The organism is Altererythrobacter sp. H2 (genome assembly GCF_035319885.1).
GTDB lineage: Bacteria > Pseudomonadota > Alphaproteobacteria > Sphingomonadales > Sphingomonadaceae > 34-65-8.
The window spans coordinates 1,150,290-1,166,468 of sequence record NZ_CP141285.1 but is presented as its reverse complement, the minus strand read 5'-3'; the positions used below and the strand labels follow the sequence as shown (position 1 = coordinate 1,166,468).

The 16,179-nt window shown below is 67.7% G+C and carries 17 protein-coding genes; 12 read left to right on the top strand and 5 right to left on the bottom strand.

Going from position 1 to position 16,179, the window contains the following annotated elements; translation table 11 throughout:
- The first annotated feature begins 10 nt into the window (after positions 1 to 10).
- From ybeY to U4960_RS05880, 3 genes are all read left to right on the top strand, one after another.
- Positions 11 to 511: an rRNA maturation RNase YbeY gene (gene ybeY, locus U4960_RS05890; protein WP_324262639.1), complete on the top strand. Its 501-nt coding sequence runs from the start codon at positions 11 to 13 to the stop codon at positions 509 to 511.
- A gap of 20 nt (positions 512 to 531) precedes the next feature.
- The gene (locus tag U4960_RS05885) at positions 532 to 1,461 is read left to right on the top strand and encodes a hemolysin family protein (RefSeq protein ID WP_324262638.1); all 930 of its coding nucleotides are present in this window, start codon (positions 532 to 534) and stop codon (positions 1,459 to 1,461) included.
- A 78-nt stretch (positions 1,462 to 1,539) separates the two neighbouring features.
- Positions 1,540 to 2,424, top strand: a complete 885-nt coding sequence (locus tag U4960_RS05880; RefSeq protein ID WP_324263070.1) for a LysR substrate-binding domain-containing protein — start codon at positions 1,540 to 1,542, stop codon at positions 2,422 to 2,424.
- 54 nt (positions 2,425 to 2,478) lie between these two features.
- Here the strand turns inward: U4960_RS05880 and U4960_RS05875 are convergent, their stop codons facing one another.
- Entirely contained in the window at positions 2,479 to 2,943 is a 465-nt protein-coding gene (locus U4960_RS05875; protein WP_324262637.1) for a peptidylprolyl isomerase, read from the bottom strand.
- A gap of 107 nt (positions 2,944 to 3,050) precedes the next feature.
- Between U4960_RS05875 and mgtE the strand changes: the two genes are divergently transcribed.
- Genes mgtE through U4960_RS05855 form a run of 4 tightly spaced genes read left to right on the top strand, consistent with a single transcriptional unit; the run spans position 3,051 to position 6,356 of the window.
- The gene (mgtE, locus tag U4960_RS05870; protein WP_324262636.1) at positions 3,051 to 4,499 is read left to right on the top strand and encodes a magnesium transporter; all 1,449 of its coding nucleotides are present in this window, start codon (positions 3,051 to 3,053) and stop codon (positions 4,497 to 4,499) included.
- A gap of 33 nt (positions 4,500 to 4,532) precedes the next feature.
- Positions 4,533 to 5,294 (top strand): glucose 1-dehydrogenase, encoded by a 762-nt coding sequence (locus tag U4960_RS05865; protein ID WP_324262635.1) that lies wholly within the window; start codon positions 4,533 to 4,535, stop codon positions 5,292 to 5,294.
- 31 nt (positions 5,295 to 5,325) lie between these two features.
- Positions 5,326 to 5,718, top strand: a complete 393-nt coding sequence (locus U4960_RS05860; protein ID WP_324262634.1) for a DUF1489 family protein — start codon at positions 5,326 to 5,328, stop codon at positions 5,716 to 5,718.
- A 20-nt stretch (positions 5,719 to 5,738) separates the two neighbouring features.
- A complete protein-coding gene (locus U4960_RS05855; RefSeq protein WP_324262633.1) occupies positions 5,739 to 6,356 on the top strand; it encodes a class I SAM-dependent methyltransferase in 618 nt (205 codons plus the stop codon).
- A 15-nt stretch (positions 6,357 to 6,371) separates the two neighbouring features.
- On the opposite strand, the gene U4960_RS05850 is transcribed toward U4960_RS05855, so the two are convergent.
- Genes U4960_RS05850 through U4960_RS05840 form a run of 3 tightly spaced genes read right to left on the bottom strand, consistent with a single transcriptional unit; the run spans position 6,372 to position 9,242 of the window.
- The gene (locus U4960_RS05850; RefSeq protein WP_324262632.1) at positions 6,372 to 7,052 is read right to left on the bottom strand and encodes a DsbA family oxidoreductase; all 681 of its coding nucleotides are present in this window, start codon (positions 7,050 to 7,052) and stop codon (positions 6,372 to 6,374) included.
- Positions 7,049 to 7,930, bottom strand: coding sequence for an NAD(+) diphosphatase (nudC, locus tag U4960_RS05845; protein WP_324262631.1), 882 nt, complete (start codon positions 7,928 to 7,930; stop codon positions 7,049 to 7,051). Before nudC ends, U4960_RS05850 begins: the two co-directional genes overlap by 4 nt.
- A 1-nt stretch (position 7,931) precedes the next feature.
- The gene (locus tag U4960_RS05840) at positions 7,932 to 9,242 is read right to left on the bottom strand and encodes a serine hydrolase domain-containing protein (protein ID WP_324262630.1); all 1,311 of its coding nucleotides are present in this window, start codon (positions 9,240 to 9,242) and stop codon (positions 7,932 to 7,934) included.
- A 108-nt stretch (positions 9,243 to 9,350) separates the two neighbouring features.
- Here U4960_RS05840 and U4960_RS05835 point away from each other — a divergent pair, with 108 nt between their 5' ends.
- Positions 9,351 to 9,572 carry a hypothetical protein gene (locus U4960_RS05835; RefSeq protein ID WP_324262629.1) on the top strand — a complete coding sequence of 74 codons (222 nt, stop codon included), beginning with the start codon at positions 9,351 to 9,353 and terminating at the stop codon, positions 9,570 to 9,572.
- Here the strand turns inward: U4960_RS05835 and mutY are convergent.
- Entirely contained in the window at positions 9,569 to 10,594 is a 1,026-nt protein-coding gene (gene mutY / locus U4960_RS05830; RefSeq protein WP_324262628.1) for an A/G-specific adenine glycosylase, read from the bottom strand. The genes U4960_RS05835 and mutY overlap by 4 nt on opposite strands.
- 14 nt (positions 10,595 to 10,608) lie before the next feature.
- Here mutY and U4960_RS05825 point away from each other — a divergent pair, with 14 nt between their 5' ends.
- From U4960_RS05825 to U4960_RS05810, 4 genes are all read left to right on the top strand, one after another.
- A complete protein-coding gene (locus U4960_RS05825) occupies positions 10,609 to 11,172 on the top strand; it encodes a DUF721 domain-containing protein (RefSeq protein ID WP_416379107.1) in 564 nt (187 codons plus the stop codon).
- Positions 11,169 to 11,858 (top strand): DsbA family protein, encoded by a 690-nt coding sequence (locus tag U4960_RS05820; protein WP_324262627.1) that lies wholly within the window; start codon positions 11,169 to 11,171, stop codon positions 11,856 to 11,858. The genes U4960_RS05825 and U4960_RS05820 overlap by 4 nt, the downstream gene beginning before the upstream one ends.
- 116 nt (positions 11,859 to 11,974) lie before the next feature.
- Positions 11,975 to 12,724: a DsbA family protein gene (locus U4960_RS05815; RefSeq protein ID WP_324262626.1), complete on the top strand. Its 750-nt coding sequence runs from the start codon at positions 11,975 to 11,977 to the stop codon at positions 12,722 to 12,724.
- A 31-nt stretch (positions 12,725 to 12,755) separates the two neighbouring features.
- Complete coding sequence (locus U4960_RS05810) at positions 12,756 to 16,178, top strand: chromosome segregation SMC family protein (RefSeq protein WP_324262625.1); 3,423 nt, start codon at positions 12,756 to 12,758, stop codon at positions 16,176 to 16,178.
- The last annotated feature ends 1 nt before the right edge of the window (position 16,179 follow it).

Sequence of the window (16,179 nt, the reverse complement as noted above, 5' to 3'; positions counted from 1 at the left end):
GGTTACGGTGATGAACCTCGAAATCGAAACCGAACACTGGCCCACCCCACAAGGCGAATGGGGCGACTGGGAAGCTCTGGCCAGCCGCGCCGCCCATGCCGCGGCGCAGGTCGAACCGGCGCTGGCCAACGCGCGGCTTGAGGTCAGCCTGCTCCTGACGTCCGACGCCGAAGTCCACGCGCTCAACCGCGAATGGCGCGGGCGCGACAAGCCGACCAATGTGCTCAGTTTCCCGATGCTTGCGCGCGATGAACTGCTCGCCCTGGCTGCCGATGGCCCGCCGGAACTGCTGGGCGATATCGCGCTCGCTTACGAGACCTGCGCCCGCGAGGCGGCAGAGAAAGAGGTGCCGCTGGAGCATCACGCCGCGCACCTGATGGTCCACGGCCTGCTCCATCTGGCCGGCCACGACCACGTCGATTCCGCGGCACAGGCCGAGGCGATGGAAGCACTGGAGGTCAAGGCACTTGCAATTATCGGTATCGCGGACCCATATGGCCCCAACGAATGAACGGAGTGACACACAGGGCCATGCCCGATCCTAACCCTCCCGCAGGAGATGCGGACAGTAGCGGCGGGCTATGGCTCGCCATCCGCAACCTCTTTGAAGGCGGCAGCGGCGAACGCTCGCTGCGTGCCCAGCTCGAAGAGGCCATCGACGAACACGAGGAAGAGAACGGGACCGGTTCCGGTTCGGGCCCCGCTTCGGACGATGGCGACCTGTCGCAGATAGAGCGCCAGATGATGCGCAACCTGCTCCATTTCAGCGAGCACGATGCCGACGACGTGGCGATTCCACGCGGCGAAATCGTCGCGGTGGAAGCCGGGATCGGCTGGGACGAACTGATTGCGGTGTTCGCCGAGCAGGGCCATTCGCGGATGCCGGTCTATCGCGAAACACTGGATGACGTGATCGGCATGATCCACATCAAGGACGTATTTCCGTTCCTGGCGCGCGGCACCGCGCCCACCGGGGAATGGACCACCCTGATGCGCGAACCGCTCTACGTGCCGCAGACGCGCAAGGCGATCGACGTGCTGGCCGACATGCGCGCCCGCCGCACCCACCTTGCGATCGTGCTCGACGAATTTTCCGGCACCGACGGCGTGATCACGATCGAGGATCTGGTGGAGGAAATCGTCGGCAATATCGAGGACGAGCATGACGATGCGCCCGAGGAGCTGATCGTGCCGGTTTCCGAGGGCCTGTGGGAATGTGACGCCCGGGCCGAGCTGGATGATGTGGCGCAGCGAATCGACCCGCGCCTGGCGGAAGTCGAGGAATCGGTCGATACCCTGGGCGGGCTGGCCTTCGTGCTGGCGGAGCAGGTGCCGCCGGTGGGGTCAGTCGTGGTCCACCCCAGCGGCTGGCGGATCGAGGTGATCGAAGGCAACGAAACCCACGTCCGCAAGTTGCGCCTCCACGCCCCCGAACTTCCGGAACCTGCAACCTCGGCCTGATTTTTTCGCCAGTCGGTTGCTATTTTTGCATCCCTTTTTGCTCGACTTGCGTAACTCTGCGCGCAAGGAGCCCTTATGATGCCAAGTCGCCGCCTCCCCCCGTTGCGTGCCCTCGAAGCGTTCATGCGAACCGTGCGGTCCGGCTCTGCCCGCGGTGCGGCAGACGAGCTGGGCCTCAGCCCCTCGGCACTGTCCCGCCGGATTGCCAATCTCGAGGAATTCGTCGGCAAGAAGCTGTTCACCCGTGCCCGGCAATCCATGCAGCTGACCGACGACGGGCAGAATTTCTACGAGGCGGTCAGCCCCCACTTCGATGCGCTGGCCCGGGCGGTGGAAGGGCAGTCGGAGAAGATTTCGCTGCTGCGGCTTCACCTTGGGGTGCTGCCGCTGTTCGGCAGCCAGCGCCTGTTCCCGCGCCTGGCCGAGCTGCGGCGGCTGCACCCGCTGCTCCACATCGACATCGATACGGGGCCGCATCTGGAAGACCGGGTCGGCGACACGCTCGATGCGGCGATCATCCTGAGCAAGGGCCCGGAAACCGCGCTCCATGCGGTGCGGCTTGATTACAACAAGGTCCACGCCATCACCAGCCGCGCGCTGGCCGAGCAGTTGGGCGATGCGCCGGACCGGGAGCGGCTCTCGCGCCAGACCTTCCTGATCCACAACGAACTGCCGGACAGCTTCACCGCCTGGAAACGCGCGCTCGACCTGGAAGACCTCGAACCGGCGGCGATCGACCACTACGATTCCGGACAGCTGCTGCTCGCGGCGGCGGCCGAAGGGCTGGGCATCGCGATCATGCATGACGATCACCTGCGCCGGGCCGACGACAACCGGCTGACCAACCTCTACGGCGCCAAGGTCGAAAGCCCTTACAGCTACTGGTTCGTCTGCAAGCCGACCGCGCTGGAAGACCGGCCGGTGCGGCTGTTCCACGACTGGCTGGTGCAGGCGGGGCTATAGCTCAGGGCAAACAGAAGCCCTCTCCCGCAAGGGGAGAGGGCTAGCTGCGGATGATTACTCTACCGTCGCCTTGACGATCTTGCCGGGATTGCGCGGCGGCTCGCCCTTGGGCAGCCCGTCGACGTGTTCCATGCCGCTCTCGACCACGCCCCAGACCGTGTACTGGCGGTCGAGGAAGCGGGCATCATCGAGGCAGATGAAGAACTGGCTGTTGGCGCTGTCGGGCACCTGGGTGCGGGCCATCGAGCACACGCCGCGCACGTGCGGTTCGGCGTTGAATTCGGCCTTGAGGTCGGGCTTGCTGCTGCCGCCCATGCCGGTGCCGTTGGGGCAACCGCCCTGCGCCATGAACCCGTCGATCACGCGGTGGAACTTGACCCCGTCATAGAAGCCTTCGCCGACCAGCTCGGTGATGCGCTCGACATGGCCGGGGGCCAGGTCGGGCCGCAACTTGATGACGACATCGCCGCCCTTTCCGTCGCCGCAATCGAGAGTGAGGGTAAGCGTCTGTCCGGTCATCAGGTATCTCCTTTGAAGTCGGGGGCCGATATAGGCATGTTGTGACCGTTGTCACCCCGCCCGCGCCGCCAGCTTGCTTTTCCGCGCTGCCCGCCTAGACCGGCGCGATGGCCAGTCCGGTGCATCCCGACGACGAACTGATGACAGCCGCCCCGGCGGCCGAAGAAGGCGCGCGCCCGGACGACCGGATCAACGATTCCCGGCTCGATACCGAGAACACGCTGAAAGCGGATTATGTCCGCACCGTGCGCGATGCGCTGGAAGCAGGCGACAAGGGGCTGGTCTATGACCTGGTAGAGCCGCTCCACGCTGCCGACATTGCCGACCTGCTCGAACTGCTCGGGCGGGAGGAACGTGCCTTCCTCGCCGCTGCCATCACCGATCTGATGACCTCGGACGTGATTGCCGAGCTCAACGACTGGGTCCGCGAAAGCATGATGGAGGCGCTGCCCGCCGATGCGGTCGCCGCCATTGCCGAGCAGCTGGAAACCGATGACGCGGTCCAGCTGATCGAAGACCTTGACAAGGAAGACCAGCGCGCCGTCCTGGCCGAAATGGACGACGAGGACCGCGTCGCCATCGAAACCGCGCTCGCCTACCCGGAAGAGACCGCCGGGCGCCTGATGAGCCGCGACGTGGTGGCCGTGCCCGAACACATGACGGTGGGCGACCTGATCGACTACCTGCGCGATCACAACGACCTCGCCCATGAATTCTTCGAGGTGTTCGTGGTCGACCACAAGCACCACCCGCTCGGCACCTGCGCGCTTTCCTGGATCCTCACCACCCCGCGCCATATTGCGCTGGCCGACGTGATGAAGCGCGACCAGACCCTGATCCCGGTCAGTCTCGACCAGGAAGAGGTCGCGCTGATGTTCCAGAAATACGCGCTGATTTCGGCCGCGGTGGTCGATGAGGAAGGGCGCCTGGTCGGGCAGATGACGGTGGACGACATTGTCCACATCATCGCCGAGGAAGCGGGCGAAGACGTGCTGCTGCTGTCCGGCGCGGGCGACGGCGACATCAACGAACCGATCCGCGAAGCCTATGCCGCGCGGGTCCGCTGGCTGGTGGCGAATCTCGGCACGGCCGTGGTCGGCAGCGCGATCATCGCCTTCTTCGGTGCGGCGATCGAGCAACTCGTCGCACTGGCGGTGCTGATGCCGATCGTCGCCAGCATCGGCGGCAATGCCGGCACCCAGACCATGGCGGTGGCGGTGCGCGCCATTGCGATGAACCAGCTGACCCGCGCCAATACCGGGCGCATCCTGTGGCGCGAGCTGCGGGTGGCCGTGCTCAACGGGGCAACCATTGCGGTGCTGATCGGGCTCGCCACCGGGTTCCTGTTCACCCCGATGCTGGGCGGGGTGATAGCGCTGGCGATGGTGGTGAACATTATCGTGGCCGGGCTGGCCGGAGTGCTGGTGCCGGTGATCTTCGACCGGCTGAAACAGGATCCGGCGGTCGCCAGCAGCGTGTTCGTGACCATGATCACGGACTCGATGGGCTTCTTCGCCTTCCTAGGTTTGGCAGTGGCAAGCGGCCTCGCCGGCTGATAGCCCGGCCTCTCATCGGGAGAGGACACAGGCATGGGACGGGTACAGGACAAGATCGTATTGCTGACAGGCGGGGCCATGGGCCTGGGCAAGGCCGCCGCGCGGGCGCTGCTGGCCGAAGGCGCGACAGTGATCATCAGCGACTACAACGCCGAGGCCGGACGCGCGGCGGCGGCGGAGCTGGGCAACCGCTGCCACTTCATCGAACAGGACGTGACCGACTGGGCGCGCTGGGGCGAAGTGATCGCGGAAATCGAGGCGCAGTTCGGGCGGCTGGACGTGCTGGTCAACAATGCCGCGATCACCGTCTACGGCTCGATAGCCGATCTCAGCCCGGATGATTTCCGCCGCTGCTACACCTTCGATGTCGATTCGATCTTCATGGGGTGCAAGGCGGCCATCCCGCTGATGGCAAAGTCTGGCGGCGGTTCGATGATCAACTTCTCCTCTGCCGCCGGGGTCAAGGCCAATGCGGACCTTGCCGCCTACAACAGCGCCAAGGCGGCGGTGCCGATGCTGACCAAGTCGATCGCGCTCTACTGCGCGCGCGAGAAAAACGGGGTGCGGGTCAACTGCGTCCAGCCGGGCACGATCCTGACCCCGAACGTGGAAAGCGTGATCGCCGGAACGCCTGACCCGGACGCCACCCGCGAAGCATTCAGCCTGGCCCAGCCGATTGGCCGCATGGGCGAGCCCGAAGATATCGCCCACCTGATCGTCTATCTCGCCTCGGACGAGAGCAAGTTCGCAACCGGCGCGGCCTTTGTGGTGGATGGCGGGCTCAGTATGGCTTGAAGGCGCCCTTGGGGCAGCCCAATTAGAGCCGATGCCGCTGCACATGACGAAGATCGCGTTCGGCGCGAAATCCTGGGACGATCTGGCCGGGTGGTACGAGGGGCGGCGCGAGGTGCGCCTCACCACCCGCTACCTGCCCAAGCGGCACGCGGAGATGGTGGGCGGCTCGCTCTACTGGATCCTCGACCATACGCTGGTGGCGCGCAGTGCGATCCTCGGCTTCAGCGAGGCCCCCGGCGGTCGCTGGCATATCGATCTCGAACCCAAGCTGGTCCGCGTTGAACCCCGCCCCAAGCGCGCCCACCAGGGCTGGCGCTATCTTGCAGGCGAGGACGCCCCGCGCGATCTTGGGGCAGGCGAAGCGGCAGGCGATGTGCTGCCGGCATCGGTGATGAAGGAACTGGCCAAGCTGGGGCTGGTCTAGGCAGCCGGAGAGGACAGGCCATGGCAGAAGACCGCGAACAGCACTGGGACGAGGTCTACCGCGAACGGCCGCCGGAACGATTGAGCTGGCATCAGGATTCGCCTGGGCCCTCGCTCGATGCGCTTGCCCGCTTCGGTGCCGAATCCGGGCAATCGCTGATCGATATCGGCGGCGGAATTTCCGGACTGGTGGATGCATTGCTGGAGCGGGGCTGGCGCGACATAACGGTCCTCGATATTTCGGAGGCAGCGCTGCAGGCGGCGCAAACACGGCTGGGCGATCGGGCCGGGGCCGTGCACTGGGAAGTGGCGGATATCACCTTATGGGTTCCGAGCCGCAGCTATGATGTGTGGCATGACCGGGCGGTGTTTCATTTCCTGACTGAGCCAGCGCTGCGTGCCGCCTATGTGAACGCGCTGGAACACGGGCTGACCAGGGGCGGCCTGCTGGTCATGGCCACGTTCGCGCTGGATGGCCCCGAAAAGTGCAGCGGGCTGCCGGTGCAGCGCTACGACGCGGAGACGCTGGGCCGGGAACTGGGCCCGTCCCTGCACCTGATCGACGAATGGCGGGATGATCACACGACCCCGTGGGGTGATCGCCAGTCTTTCCAGTGGTGCGTGTTCAGAAAAGATTGATCGGCAGCGGCTGGCTCACAGCCCCCGCTCCGCCACCCTCCGCAGGGCGGTAACGTAAGTCTCGGGCGCCTGCGCGCCGGGGATCAGGAACTTGCCCTGCACCACCATCGCGGGGACACCGGTCACGTTCATGTCCCACGCCTGCCGCTCTTCGGCCCGCACCCGTGCGCCAATGGCGGGATCGCTGAGCGCGGCGAGCGCCCCGGCCCGGTCAAGCCCCACCTCTTCCGCCACGTCCAGCAACACGTCGCGCGCGCCGATCCGGCGGCGCTGGTTGAAGTGGGCGCGGAACAGCGCGAGCTTGAGCTCGGTCTGCTTTGCCGGGCCATATTGCTCCAGCGCCCAGGTGAGCAGGCAATGCGCGGCAAAAGTGTTCCACATCATCGCAGGCGGAGCCTCGCCCTCCCCTTCCCATGCAAGATTGACCCCGGCGCTGTCGGCGATGGCCTTCATCTGCCCGCGCACGGCGTCGGTCTCTTCGGCGCTGCGGCGGTACTTGCGGGTCAGGTGCGCGCTCTGTTCCTCGCCGGTTTCGGGCATGTCGGGATTGAGCTCGAACGGGTGCCAGCGCACGTCGGCTTCGATCTCGCCCTCAAGCTGGTCGAGCGCCCGGGAGAGCTGGCCATAGCCGATCGCGCACCACGGGCACATCACATCGGACCAGATGTCGATGGTGAGGCGGGTGGGCGCGCTCACCGGTCGAGCCACCAGGTCACCAGGTGATGAGCGATGGCAAAGCTGCGCGGGAAAATCAGCGTATCATTGCCGGCTGGCCCCGCCGCGCGTGCCTCCTCCAGTTCGGCCCGGGTGAACCAGCGCGCCTCTTCCAGCTCGGTTTCGTCAATGACGATATCATCATCGACCGCAATCGAGGTACAGCCGATCATCAGCTGGCTGGGGAACGGCCACGGCTGGCTGGCCAGATAGCGCACGTCGCGCACGGTCAGCCCGGCTTCTTCCTTGATCTCGCGCGCGACCGCTTCCTCGATCGTCTCCCCCGGCTCGACGAACCCGGCCAGGGCGGAGAAGATGCGCGGGGGAAAGCGTGGCTGGCGGCCGAGCAGCAGGCGATCACCGTCGGCATGCTCGACCAGCATGATGGTGACCGGGTCAGTGCGGGGGAAATGGTCCGCCCCGCAGGCATCGCAATGGCGCTGCCAGCCGCCCTTGGCGACCACGGTCGGCGCGCCGCAGCGGGCGCAGAAGCGGTGCCGGGCGTGCCAGTCAACCAGGCTGCGTGCCCCGCCATAGAGCGCCAGGTCGCCCGGGCTGAGCAGCTGCATCGCGTTCCAGATCGACGGGTTGGCATAGGCCGGTCCGGTCGCCCCATCGTCAGGCACGGCGGCGAAGCAGGCCTTGCCCTCCAGCAGCCCGAGGAACACCAGCTCGGCCTCCTGCGGCGCTTCGGCCAGAGTGCCCCATTCCAGAGCGCCATCGTCGCCGAACACGGGGTTCAACCCGTCGAGCCGCAGCAGCCGCGCCTTCCAGTTCATCAGCCCGGCCAGCGCATCCGCGTCGCAGCGGATATGGTCGGCCCGCTCGATCGGCGAGCCGGCAAATGCCATTGGCGCCATGTCAGGCACCCTTCATGGCCGCCAGATCCTGCATCACGAGATCAGGGAAACCGCGCTGGATGGGATAGGCTTCGGATGGCATGTACTGGGTGAACAGCGCCGCGCGCAGCCCGCTCGCCATGTCGACGAACGCTGCGGTGCCAGCCGCGCCGCCCCAGCCGAAGGCGGTGCCGGTGACCCGGCCTCCGGCGCCGAACCCTTCGCCCGCAACCCAGGTCGCGACTGTTTCCGCGCCTTCGGGCAGCAGGTTGGAGGTGGCGAGCCTGACTGTCGCCTCGGCCATGACCCGCGTGCCCTCGAGCGCCCCGCCGCCGACCAGCATCCGCTGGAACCGGTCATAGTCGCGCGGGCTGGAGACCAGCCCGGCCCCGCCGAACGGAAAAGCGGGTTCGTCGAGATAGATCGAGCTGTCGGCCGGATCGATCGGCAGCGGCATTCCGTTGAGGATGCCATAGTTGGTGGTGAAGCGGCCCTGTTCGCTTTCCGGCACGCGGAAGAAGGTGCTGGTCATGCCCAGCGGATCGAACAGCCGCGCCTTGAGGAAAGCATCGAAGGACTGGCCGGAGGCGACCTCGATCACCCGGCCCAGCAGGTCGAGGCTGACCGAATAGCTCCACTTCGCACCCGGCTGGAGCACCAGCGGGACTTTGGCCAGACCGTTGGCAAAGGCTTCCAGGCTGCCGACCGCCTGCGCCCGCCCGAGGCCGGGAATCGGCACCCGGCTGACCTGCCCCGGCACCAGCCCGCGTTCTTCATAGGCGGCCCGGATCGGCCCCTTCTGGATGATGCCGTAGCCGAGCCCGGCGGTGTGGGTCAGCAACTGGCGGATGGTGATCGGGCGCTCAGCGGGCACAAGATCGCCCTCGCCGATGCCGCCGTCGTATTCCTTCTGCACCATCATGTTGGCATAGGCGGGCAGGATCTCGGCCAGCGGCTGGTCGAGCGCGAGCTTGCCGTCCTCCACCAGCATCATGGCGGCAATGCCGGTGATCGGCTTGGTCATCGAATAGATGCGATACAGGCTGTCCTGATCCGCCGGAACATTGCGGCCCAGCGTCAGCACACCCCTGGCGATGACCTCGGGATCGTTCTGCCCCCAGCCCATGGTCGCCAGCATATTGGCGACCTTGCCTTCCGCCACATAGCTTTCCACCGTCGCGCGAATGGCGGGCCAGCTGGCCGCGTGGCCATGCGCCATAAGCTGGCGGCCGAGCGGCACGCCTGCCAGTGCCGTGCCTGCGCCCAGCAGCAGCCCTCCACGCAGCAGGGAACGGCGCGACACCTGGGGCTGGTCAAACTCGCGAAACGCCATCGGCAGGTCCTCTTTTGCTATCTTTGGTTGACGGTTCTGTGCGGCAGGTGCGGCGGACGGTCAATCACCAGTCTTGCCAAAACGGACTGCCCTATCCATATAACACACATGGCAAACCTGATCTCTATCGTCTTCGGAATCATCGCCCTGGTGATCGTCATTCCGTCCACCATTCCCTTCCTGGGCTGGGGCAACTGGATCGCCCTGCCCTTCGCCGTGGCAGGGGTCGGCCTTGGCGCACTGTCGCGGACCAATGGCGGGCGCAATTTCTGCCTGATCGTGCTGGCCATCGCAATTGTCCGGCTGATGCTCGGCGGCGGGTTCTTCTAAGCCAGCGCCCGCTGCGCCGCCTTCACGAACAAGGTCGGCAATCCCGCATCCTCCAACCGGTCAAGCGGCCACCATTCGCCAGCGCCTGCGGGGCTTTCCGGTCCGGAATAGCGAAGTATCGCCAGATCGAGCGTGGCATGGGTGAACACGTGCCGCACCGCGCCAGCCGGCTCCCAATCCCCGGCAAGCGGCAGTTCACCGGAACCATCGGCGCGCGCGGACCAGCCGTCATCGGGCAAGGCGCGCATCCCGCCGAGCATTCCCTGCCCTTCCCTGCGCACCAGCCAGACCCTTCCATCGCGCTCGATCCAGAAGGCCGTGCCGCGCCGCTCCGGCCTCGCCGCCTTCGCCGCCTTGACCGGATAGCGGGCCGGATCGCCGCTCGCCCGCGCAGCGCAAGGTTCGGCCAGCGGGCACAGCAGGCAGCGCGGATCGCGGGGCGTGCAGATGGTGGCGCCCAGGTCCATCATGGCCTGCGCGAAGTCGCCTGCCCGCTGCGCGGGGGTGATCGTGTCCGCAGCCGCGCGGATCGGCCTGCGCGCGCCCGGCAGCGGCTCATCGATTGCAAACAGCCGCGCCACCACCCGCTCGACATTGGCATCGACCACCACCGCCCGCTGCCCGAAGGCAATCGCAGCCACCGCCGCCGCGGTATAGGCCCCCAGCCCCGGCAAGGCGCGCAGGGCCGCCTCGCTGTCCGGGAACCCACCAAACGCCGCCACAGCCCGCGCCGCCTTCACCAGATTGCGCGCACGGGAATAGTATCCCAGCCCTGCCCATGCCGCCATGACGTCCTCGTCCGGCGCGGCGGCCAGCGCCTCGACCGTGGGCCACCGGCTGGTGAAACGCTCGAAGTAGGGCTTCACTGCCGCCACCGTGGTCTGCTGCAGCATGACCTCCGACAGCCACACGCGGTAGGGATCGGGTGCCGGGGCGCCCGGCGGCGCACGCCAGGGCAGCTCGCGGGCATGGCGGTCATACCAGCTGAGCAGGCGATCCGGGATTGTCGATGTGGCGCTCACGCTGCAGCTATGGCATGGCGCAAACCACGATGGAACGGGACGCACCAGCAGGAGCCGGGAAAAAGGGCGGCAAGAAGGCCGTGCGGCCCTACGAGCGCCCGCGCGGCGGGCAGGCCCGCGCCATTTCCGACCTCATGCCGCAGATCGGGCGGCAGGCGTTCCGCCGGTTCGGTTTCGTCCAGTCGAGCGTGGTCACGCGCTGGCGCGAAATCGTGGGCGAGCATCATGCCCGCGTCTGCATGCCCGAGGCGATCCGCTTCGCGCCGGGCGAGAAATCGGACGGCATCCTGCAACTTGTGGTGTTGCCGGCCCATGCCCCGCTGATCCAGCACGTGATCCCGGAAATCATCGAGCGGGTTAACCGCTTTTTCGGCTACAAGGCCGTAGCCCGGGTCAAGCTGCGGCAAGGCGAGGTTAAGCCGCTGCCTGCTCAGGGATCGGCGGTTGCGCCGCCATCGCTCAGGCCCATACCGATGGAGCTGGGGGATTCGCTGCGCGACATTGGCGATCCGGAGCTGCGCACGGTGCTCGAATCGCTGGCGCGCTCGCTGGGTGAAGAGGAAAAGGACAGCCGATGAATACCGCACGATGGGCAACAGGTCTGGTTGCAGCCGCGCTGCTTGGCGCACTGGCCACCGGCGGCCTCGCTTCGTCCAGCAACTGGAACACACGGGTCGAGCGGGCTGATGGAGCCCACGTCATCGGCAAGCCGGATGCCACCCGCGTGCTGACCGAATTCGTCAGCTACACCTGCCCCCATTGCGCCGAGTTCGCCCGCACCGGGGACGAGGCGCTCAAGCTGGCCCATGTCGGCCCGGGCAAGATCCGCCTCGAAATCCGCCATATCGTACGCGATCCGGTCGATCTGACGGTCGCCATGCTGACCTGGTGCGGCGATACCGCCAAGTTTCCCCGCAACCATGCCGCCTTCATGAGCGCGCAGCCGCGCTGGCTGGCGACGGCCCGTTCGACCACGCCCGCCCAACGCCAGCGCTGGAGCAACGGCGATCTGCCCTCCCGCACCCGCGCCGTCGCGTCAGACCTCGGGTTCTACCGGATCATGGAAGGGCGCGACTATGACCGCGTCGCCATTGACCGCTGCCTGGCCGACACCGCCCGGGCCCAGGCGCTGGCCGACAATTCGGAACGCGACGCCATCCGCTTCAACGTCGCTGGCACCCCCAGCTTCGCGCTTGATGGCAAGCTCCTGCCCGGAGTCCATGACTGGCGCGCGCTCGAAAAGGTCTTGCGGGGCGATATCTGACCGCTTTCCCGCGTGGACAAGCTGTGGAAAGGGCAAGTCACTCCTTCACCGTCCCCTCTCCATCGTCTAGCCTCGCCGCTTCGCATCCCGTTTCGCCTCCGAGGACAACGCCGATCATGACCACGTTCCGCCGCATAGCCCTTGCTACCCTGGCAGCCCCCCTCGCCCTCGGCCTGGCCGCGTGCGGTTCCGGCACGGAAGAGGCCGGAGGGCTGAGCGGGGAGCCGATTGCCGCCATTCCCGCACCTGCCGGGCAGAGCTGGGGCGATGTCGTCGCCAAGACGCCAGAGGGCGGTTATCGCCTCGGCAACCCCGATGCGCCGATCAAGCTGATCGAGTTCGCCAGCCACACCTGCGGCGCCTGTGCCAACTTCTCCGCCACCGGTGCGCCGGTGCTGAAGGAAAAGTACGTGTCGACCGGGGTGGTCAGCTACGAAAAGCGCTCGCTGATCCGTGACCCGCTGGACATGACCATTACCGTGCTCGCCCGCTGCGGCGCGCCCGAGGCATTCCATCCCCGCGCCAGCCAGGCCTGGGCGGCACTGGGCGAGTTCGGCCAGACGCTCAACGCCAACGGGGCGTTGATGGAGCAGGCGATGGGCGCGCCGGAAGACCAGCGCTTCGTGATGGTGGCGCAGGCCGCCGGGCTGATCGACTGGTTCGCCGAGCGCGGCCTTTCGCGCGATCAGGCGCAGGCCTGCCTGTCGGACAGCGCAGCCATCACCGCCCTCGCTGAACAATCACGCGCGCAGGCGGATATCTTCGAAGTCACCGGGACACCGACCTTCATCCTCAACGGCAAGAAGCTGGATGAAAACCAGTGGCCCGCGCTGGAGCCCATTCTCCAGCAGGCCGGCGCCCGGTAGGAGCCGGGCCCCGGGGGGATAAGGCACGGCGATGCGGATCAGGCAGCTCAGGCTTTCCGGCTTCAAGAGCTTTGTCGAACCCGCCACCTTGCGTATCGAACCCGGCCTGACCGGCGTCGTCGGCCCCAACGGCTGCGGCAAGTCCAACCTGCTCGAAGCGATCCGCTGGGTCATGGGCGAAAACTCGCCCAAGTCGATGCGGTCGGGCGGGATGGAAGACGTGATCTTCGCCGGTACCGCCACCCGCCCCCCGCGCGACTTTGCCGAGGTGGTGCTCTCAGCCGAGGATGACCGGGGCGACGAACTGGAAGTGACCCGCCGGATCGAGCGCGGGGCAGGCAGCGCCTACCGCCTCAACGGGCGCGATGTGCGGGCCAAGGATATTGCGCTGACCTTCGCCGATGCTGCCACAGGGGCGCACAGCCCCGCACTGGTGAGCCAGGGCAAGATCGCGCAGGTGATCGCCGCCAAGCCGACCGAGCGCCGTCAGATGCTGGAGGAAGCGGCCGGGATCGCGGGCCTGCACGTCCGCCGCCGGGATGCCGAGCAGAAGCTGCGCGCGACCGAGGCCAACCTCGCCCGGCTGGAAGACCTGATGGCCGGGCTCGACACGCAGATCGCCAGCCTGCGCCGCCAGGCCAAGCAGGCGGAACGCTATACCCGGCTGACCGACGAGATCCGCATGGCCGAGGCCCGGCTGGTCTTTGCCCGCTGGCGCGATGCAGCGGCAGCGGCGGAGGCCGCACGCAGCGAAGCCGCCGGGGCCGAAGCGCGGGTCGAGGCGGCCACCGCCGCTGCGCGCGAGGCCCAGCAGGCGCAAGCACTGGCAGCGCAAAAGCTGGCAGCGGCGCGGGACGAACTGGCCGACCGGCGCGAGGATGCCACCGCCCACGGCCACCGGATGGCCTCGCTGACCAGCCAGTTGGAGGCGGCTGAGCAGCGTCTGGCCGATCTTACCCGCCAGCGCGAGCGGCTGGAGCAGGATCGCGGCGAGGCCGACCGGCTGACCAGCGACGCCGCCGAGGCGCTCGCGCGGCTCGAACGGGAACTCGCCGCAAGCCAGGCGGCGCTGGCGGATGACGAAGCGGGCCGTCCGGCATTGGCAGCGAGAGTCGAGGACAGCGAGCGCGCCGGACGGGCAGCCGAACTGGCTCTGGCCAAGGCCACTGCCGACCAGGCCGGAGTCGAGGCCGAATGGCGGGTAGCCCAGGCCGCGATCGATCAGGCGCAAGCGCGGCTTGCCCGGCTTGACAGCGAAGCCCGCCGGCTGGCGGATGCGCGGCAGGCCCTCGCCCAGGTGGGGGACATGGCGGCCAAAGTCACTGCCGCCAGCAAGGCCGCAGAAGAGGCCGCCGAAATGCTTCGCTCCTCGCGCGAAACGCTGGAGCGCCAGCGCACCGACAAGGAAACGCTGCAGGCCCGGCGCGATGAAGCCGCCAACGCGCTCGCTTCGGCCAGGGCCGAACTTGCCGGGATCGAACGCGAACACGCCGCCTTGCTTCGTGATCGTGAAGCCCGCGCGCGGCAGGCTGCGGGGCGCACCGGCCGCCCTGCTGCGATTGAAACCGTGCGGGCGGAACGCGGTTACGAGCGCGCCCTTGCCGCCGTGCTGGGGCGCGATGCCAAGGCCCCTCTGGGTGCGGCGCAGGGCGATGGCCGGTTCTGGACCGGCGCTGATGCCCCCCCGGCCTTGGAGCAAAGCCTGCTGCACCATGTGCCCGACTGCCCGCCTGAACTGGCCGTACGGCTGGCGCTAGTTCACGTTTCGCCCGAGGATGACGGGCGCGCGCTGAAACCCGGCGAATGGCTGGTCACTCTTGCCGGGCACCTGCGCCGGTGGGACGGGTTCGTCGCCCGGGGCGAAGGCGCAGCAGAAGCCGCGCGGCTGGAAGCGGACAACCGTTTTGCCGATCTCGCAGCGCAATTACCGCCGCTGATCGAAGCGGTGCAACGGGCTGACAGCCAGCAAGCGCAAGTGCAGGCCGACCTGGCCGAGCTCCATCGCACCCTGGTTGCAACCGAGCGTGAACTTGCCGGCGCGGCTGACCGCGAACGGCAGGCCCTGCGCGCGCTCGACCAGGCCGAGGCCGAGCGCGAGCGGCTGACGGGGCGGCTCGCCGAGCTCGACCGCGCTGCCGGTGATCTGGCCGAACAGCGCGCCATGGCCGAGGCCGAGCTCGCCTCGGCACAGGAGCGCCGGTCGACCCTGCCCGACCCGGCCACGGGGCGCGCAGCACTCCATGCAGCACAGGCCCGCAACGAGGCAGCCCGGTCAGCCCAGCAAGGGGCCATGGCCCGGCTTGCCGCCCACGATCAGGCGCTGGCGGTGGCGCGCGAGCGGACTACGGCGCAGCGGTCCGACATTGCCAGCTGGCAGGCGCGCTCATCCGAAGCGGCGCGGCGGCTGGCCGGCATGGCCCAGCGGTTCGAGGAGAACGAGCAGGAAACCGCAATCTTCGCCGCCAAGCCCGCTGCCCTGATGCGCGAGATCGAACAGGGCGACACGGTGCGGACCCGGCTGGCGGGCGAACTGGCAGCGGCCGAAGCGGCAGTTGGCGAAGCGCAGCAGGCCGCGCAGGTGGCTGACCGGACGCTTGCCGATGCGACCGAGACACTGGCCAGCGCGCGCGAAAGCCGGGCAGGTCTGGCCGCGCGGGCCGAAAACGAGGAAATGCGCCGGGCCGAAATGGCGCGCATTTCCGGCGAACGTTTCCAGGCCCCGCCGCCCTTGCTGCCGCAGCGATTCGCCTTCGCAGCCGAAGCGGTGCGCGATGCCGGGGCCGAGTCGGAGGCGATGGACCAGCTGGTCGCGTCGCGCGAACGGATCGGGCCGGTCAATCTGGTCGCCGCAGACGAACTGGCCCGGATCGAGCAGGAAGCCGGGACCAGCGCAGCCGAACAGGCGGAGCTGGTCGAGGCGGTGCACCGGCTGCGCGGCTCGATCGGCAACCTCAACCGGGAAGGACGCGAACGGCTGCGGGCCGCGTTCGAGGAAGTGAACGAGCATTTCCAGCGCCTGTTCACGCGGCTGTTCGAAGGAGGGCAGGCACACCTGGCCCTGATCGACAGCGACGATGTGCTGGAAGCCGGGCTGGAGATCTTCGCCCAGCCGCCGGGCAAGCGCCTGCAATCGCTCACCCTGCTGTCTGGCGGGGAGCAGGCGCTGACCGCCATTGCGCTGATCTTCGCCCTGTTCCTGACCAACCCGGCCCCGATCTGCGTGCTCGACGAAGTCGACGCGCCGCTCGATGACGCCAACATCGACCGGTTCTGCGACCTGCTCGATGCAATGGTCCTGGAGACCGAAACGCGATACCTGATCGTCACCCACAATGCGGTGACGATGAGCCGGATGCACCGCTTGTTCGGGGTGACCATGATCGAAAAAGGCATCAGCCGCCTGGTCAGCGTGGACCTGGGCGCGGCGGAGGAACTGCTGGCGGCTGCCGAATAGC

Excerpts from the sequence above, each read along its gene's own strand:
- nudC (WP_324262631.1), bottom strand. The coding sequence starts at position 7,930 with ATGGCGCCAATGGCATTTGCCGGCTCGCCGATCGAGCGGGCCGACCAT.
- U4960_RS05865 (WP_324262635.1), top strand. The coding sequence starts at position 4,533 with ATGGGACGGGTACAGGACAAGATCGTATTGCTGACAGGCGGGGCCATG.
- U4960_RS05875 (WP_324262637.1), bottom strand. The coding sequence starts at position 2,943 with ATGACCGGACAGACGCTTACCCTCACTCTCGATTGCGGCGACGGAAAG.
- ybeY (WP_324262639.1), top strand. The coding sequence starts at position 11 with ATGAACCTCGAAATCGAAACCGAACACTGGCCCACCCCACAAGGCGAA.
- U4960_RS05825 (WP_416379107.1), top strand. The coding sequence starts at position 10,609 with ATGGCGCAAACCACGATGGAACGGGACGCACCAGCAGGAGCCGGGAAA.
- U4960_RS05810 (WP_324262625.1), top strand. The coding sequence starts at position 12,756 with ATGCGGATCAGGCAGCTCAGGCTTTCCGGCTTCAAGAGCTTTGTCGAA.
- U4960_RS05835 (WP_324262629.1), top strand. The coding sequence starts at position 9,351 with ATGGCAAACCTGATCTCTATCGTCTTCGGAATCATCGCCCTGGTGATC.
- U4960_RS05815 (WP_324262626.1), top strand. The coding sequence starts at position 11,975 with ATGACCACGTTCCGCCGCATAGCCCTTGCTACCCTGGCAGCCCCCCTC.
- U4960_RS05840 (WP_324262630.1), bottom strand. The coding sequence starts at position 9,242 with ATGGCGTTTCGCGAGTTTGACCAGCCCCAGGTGTCGCGCCGTTCCCTG.
- U4960_RS05880 (WP_324263070.1), top strand. The coding sequence starts at position 1,540 with ATGCCAAGTCGCCGCCTCCCCCCGTTGCGTGCCCTCGAAGCGTTCATG.
- U4960_RS05885 (WP_324262638.1), top strand. The coding sequence starts at position 532 with ATGCCCGATCCTAACCCTCCCGCAGGAGATGCGGACAGTAGCGGCGGG.
- mgtE (WP_324262636.1), top strand. The coding sequence starts at position 3,051 with ATGGCCAGTCCGGTGCATCCCGACGACGAACTGATGACAGCCGCCCCG.
- U4960_RS05860 (WP_324262634.1), top strand. The coding sequence starts at position 5,326 with ATGCCGCTGCACATGACGAAGATCGCGTTCGGCGCGAAATCCTGGGAC.
- U4960_RS05820 (WP_324262627.1), top strand. The coding sequence starts at position 11,169 with ATGAATACCGCACGATGGGCAACAGGTCTGGTTGCAGCCGCGCTGCTT.
- U4960_RS05855 (WP_324262633.1), top strand. The coding sequence starts at position 5,739 with ATGGCAGAAGACCGCGAACAGCACTGGGACGAGGTCTACCGCGAACGG.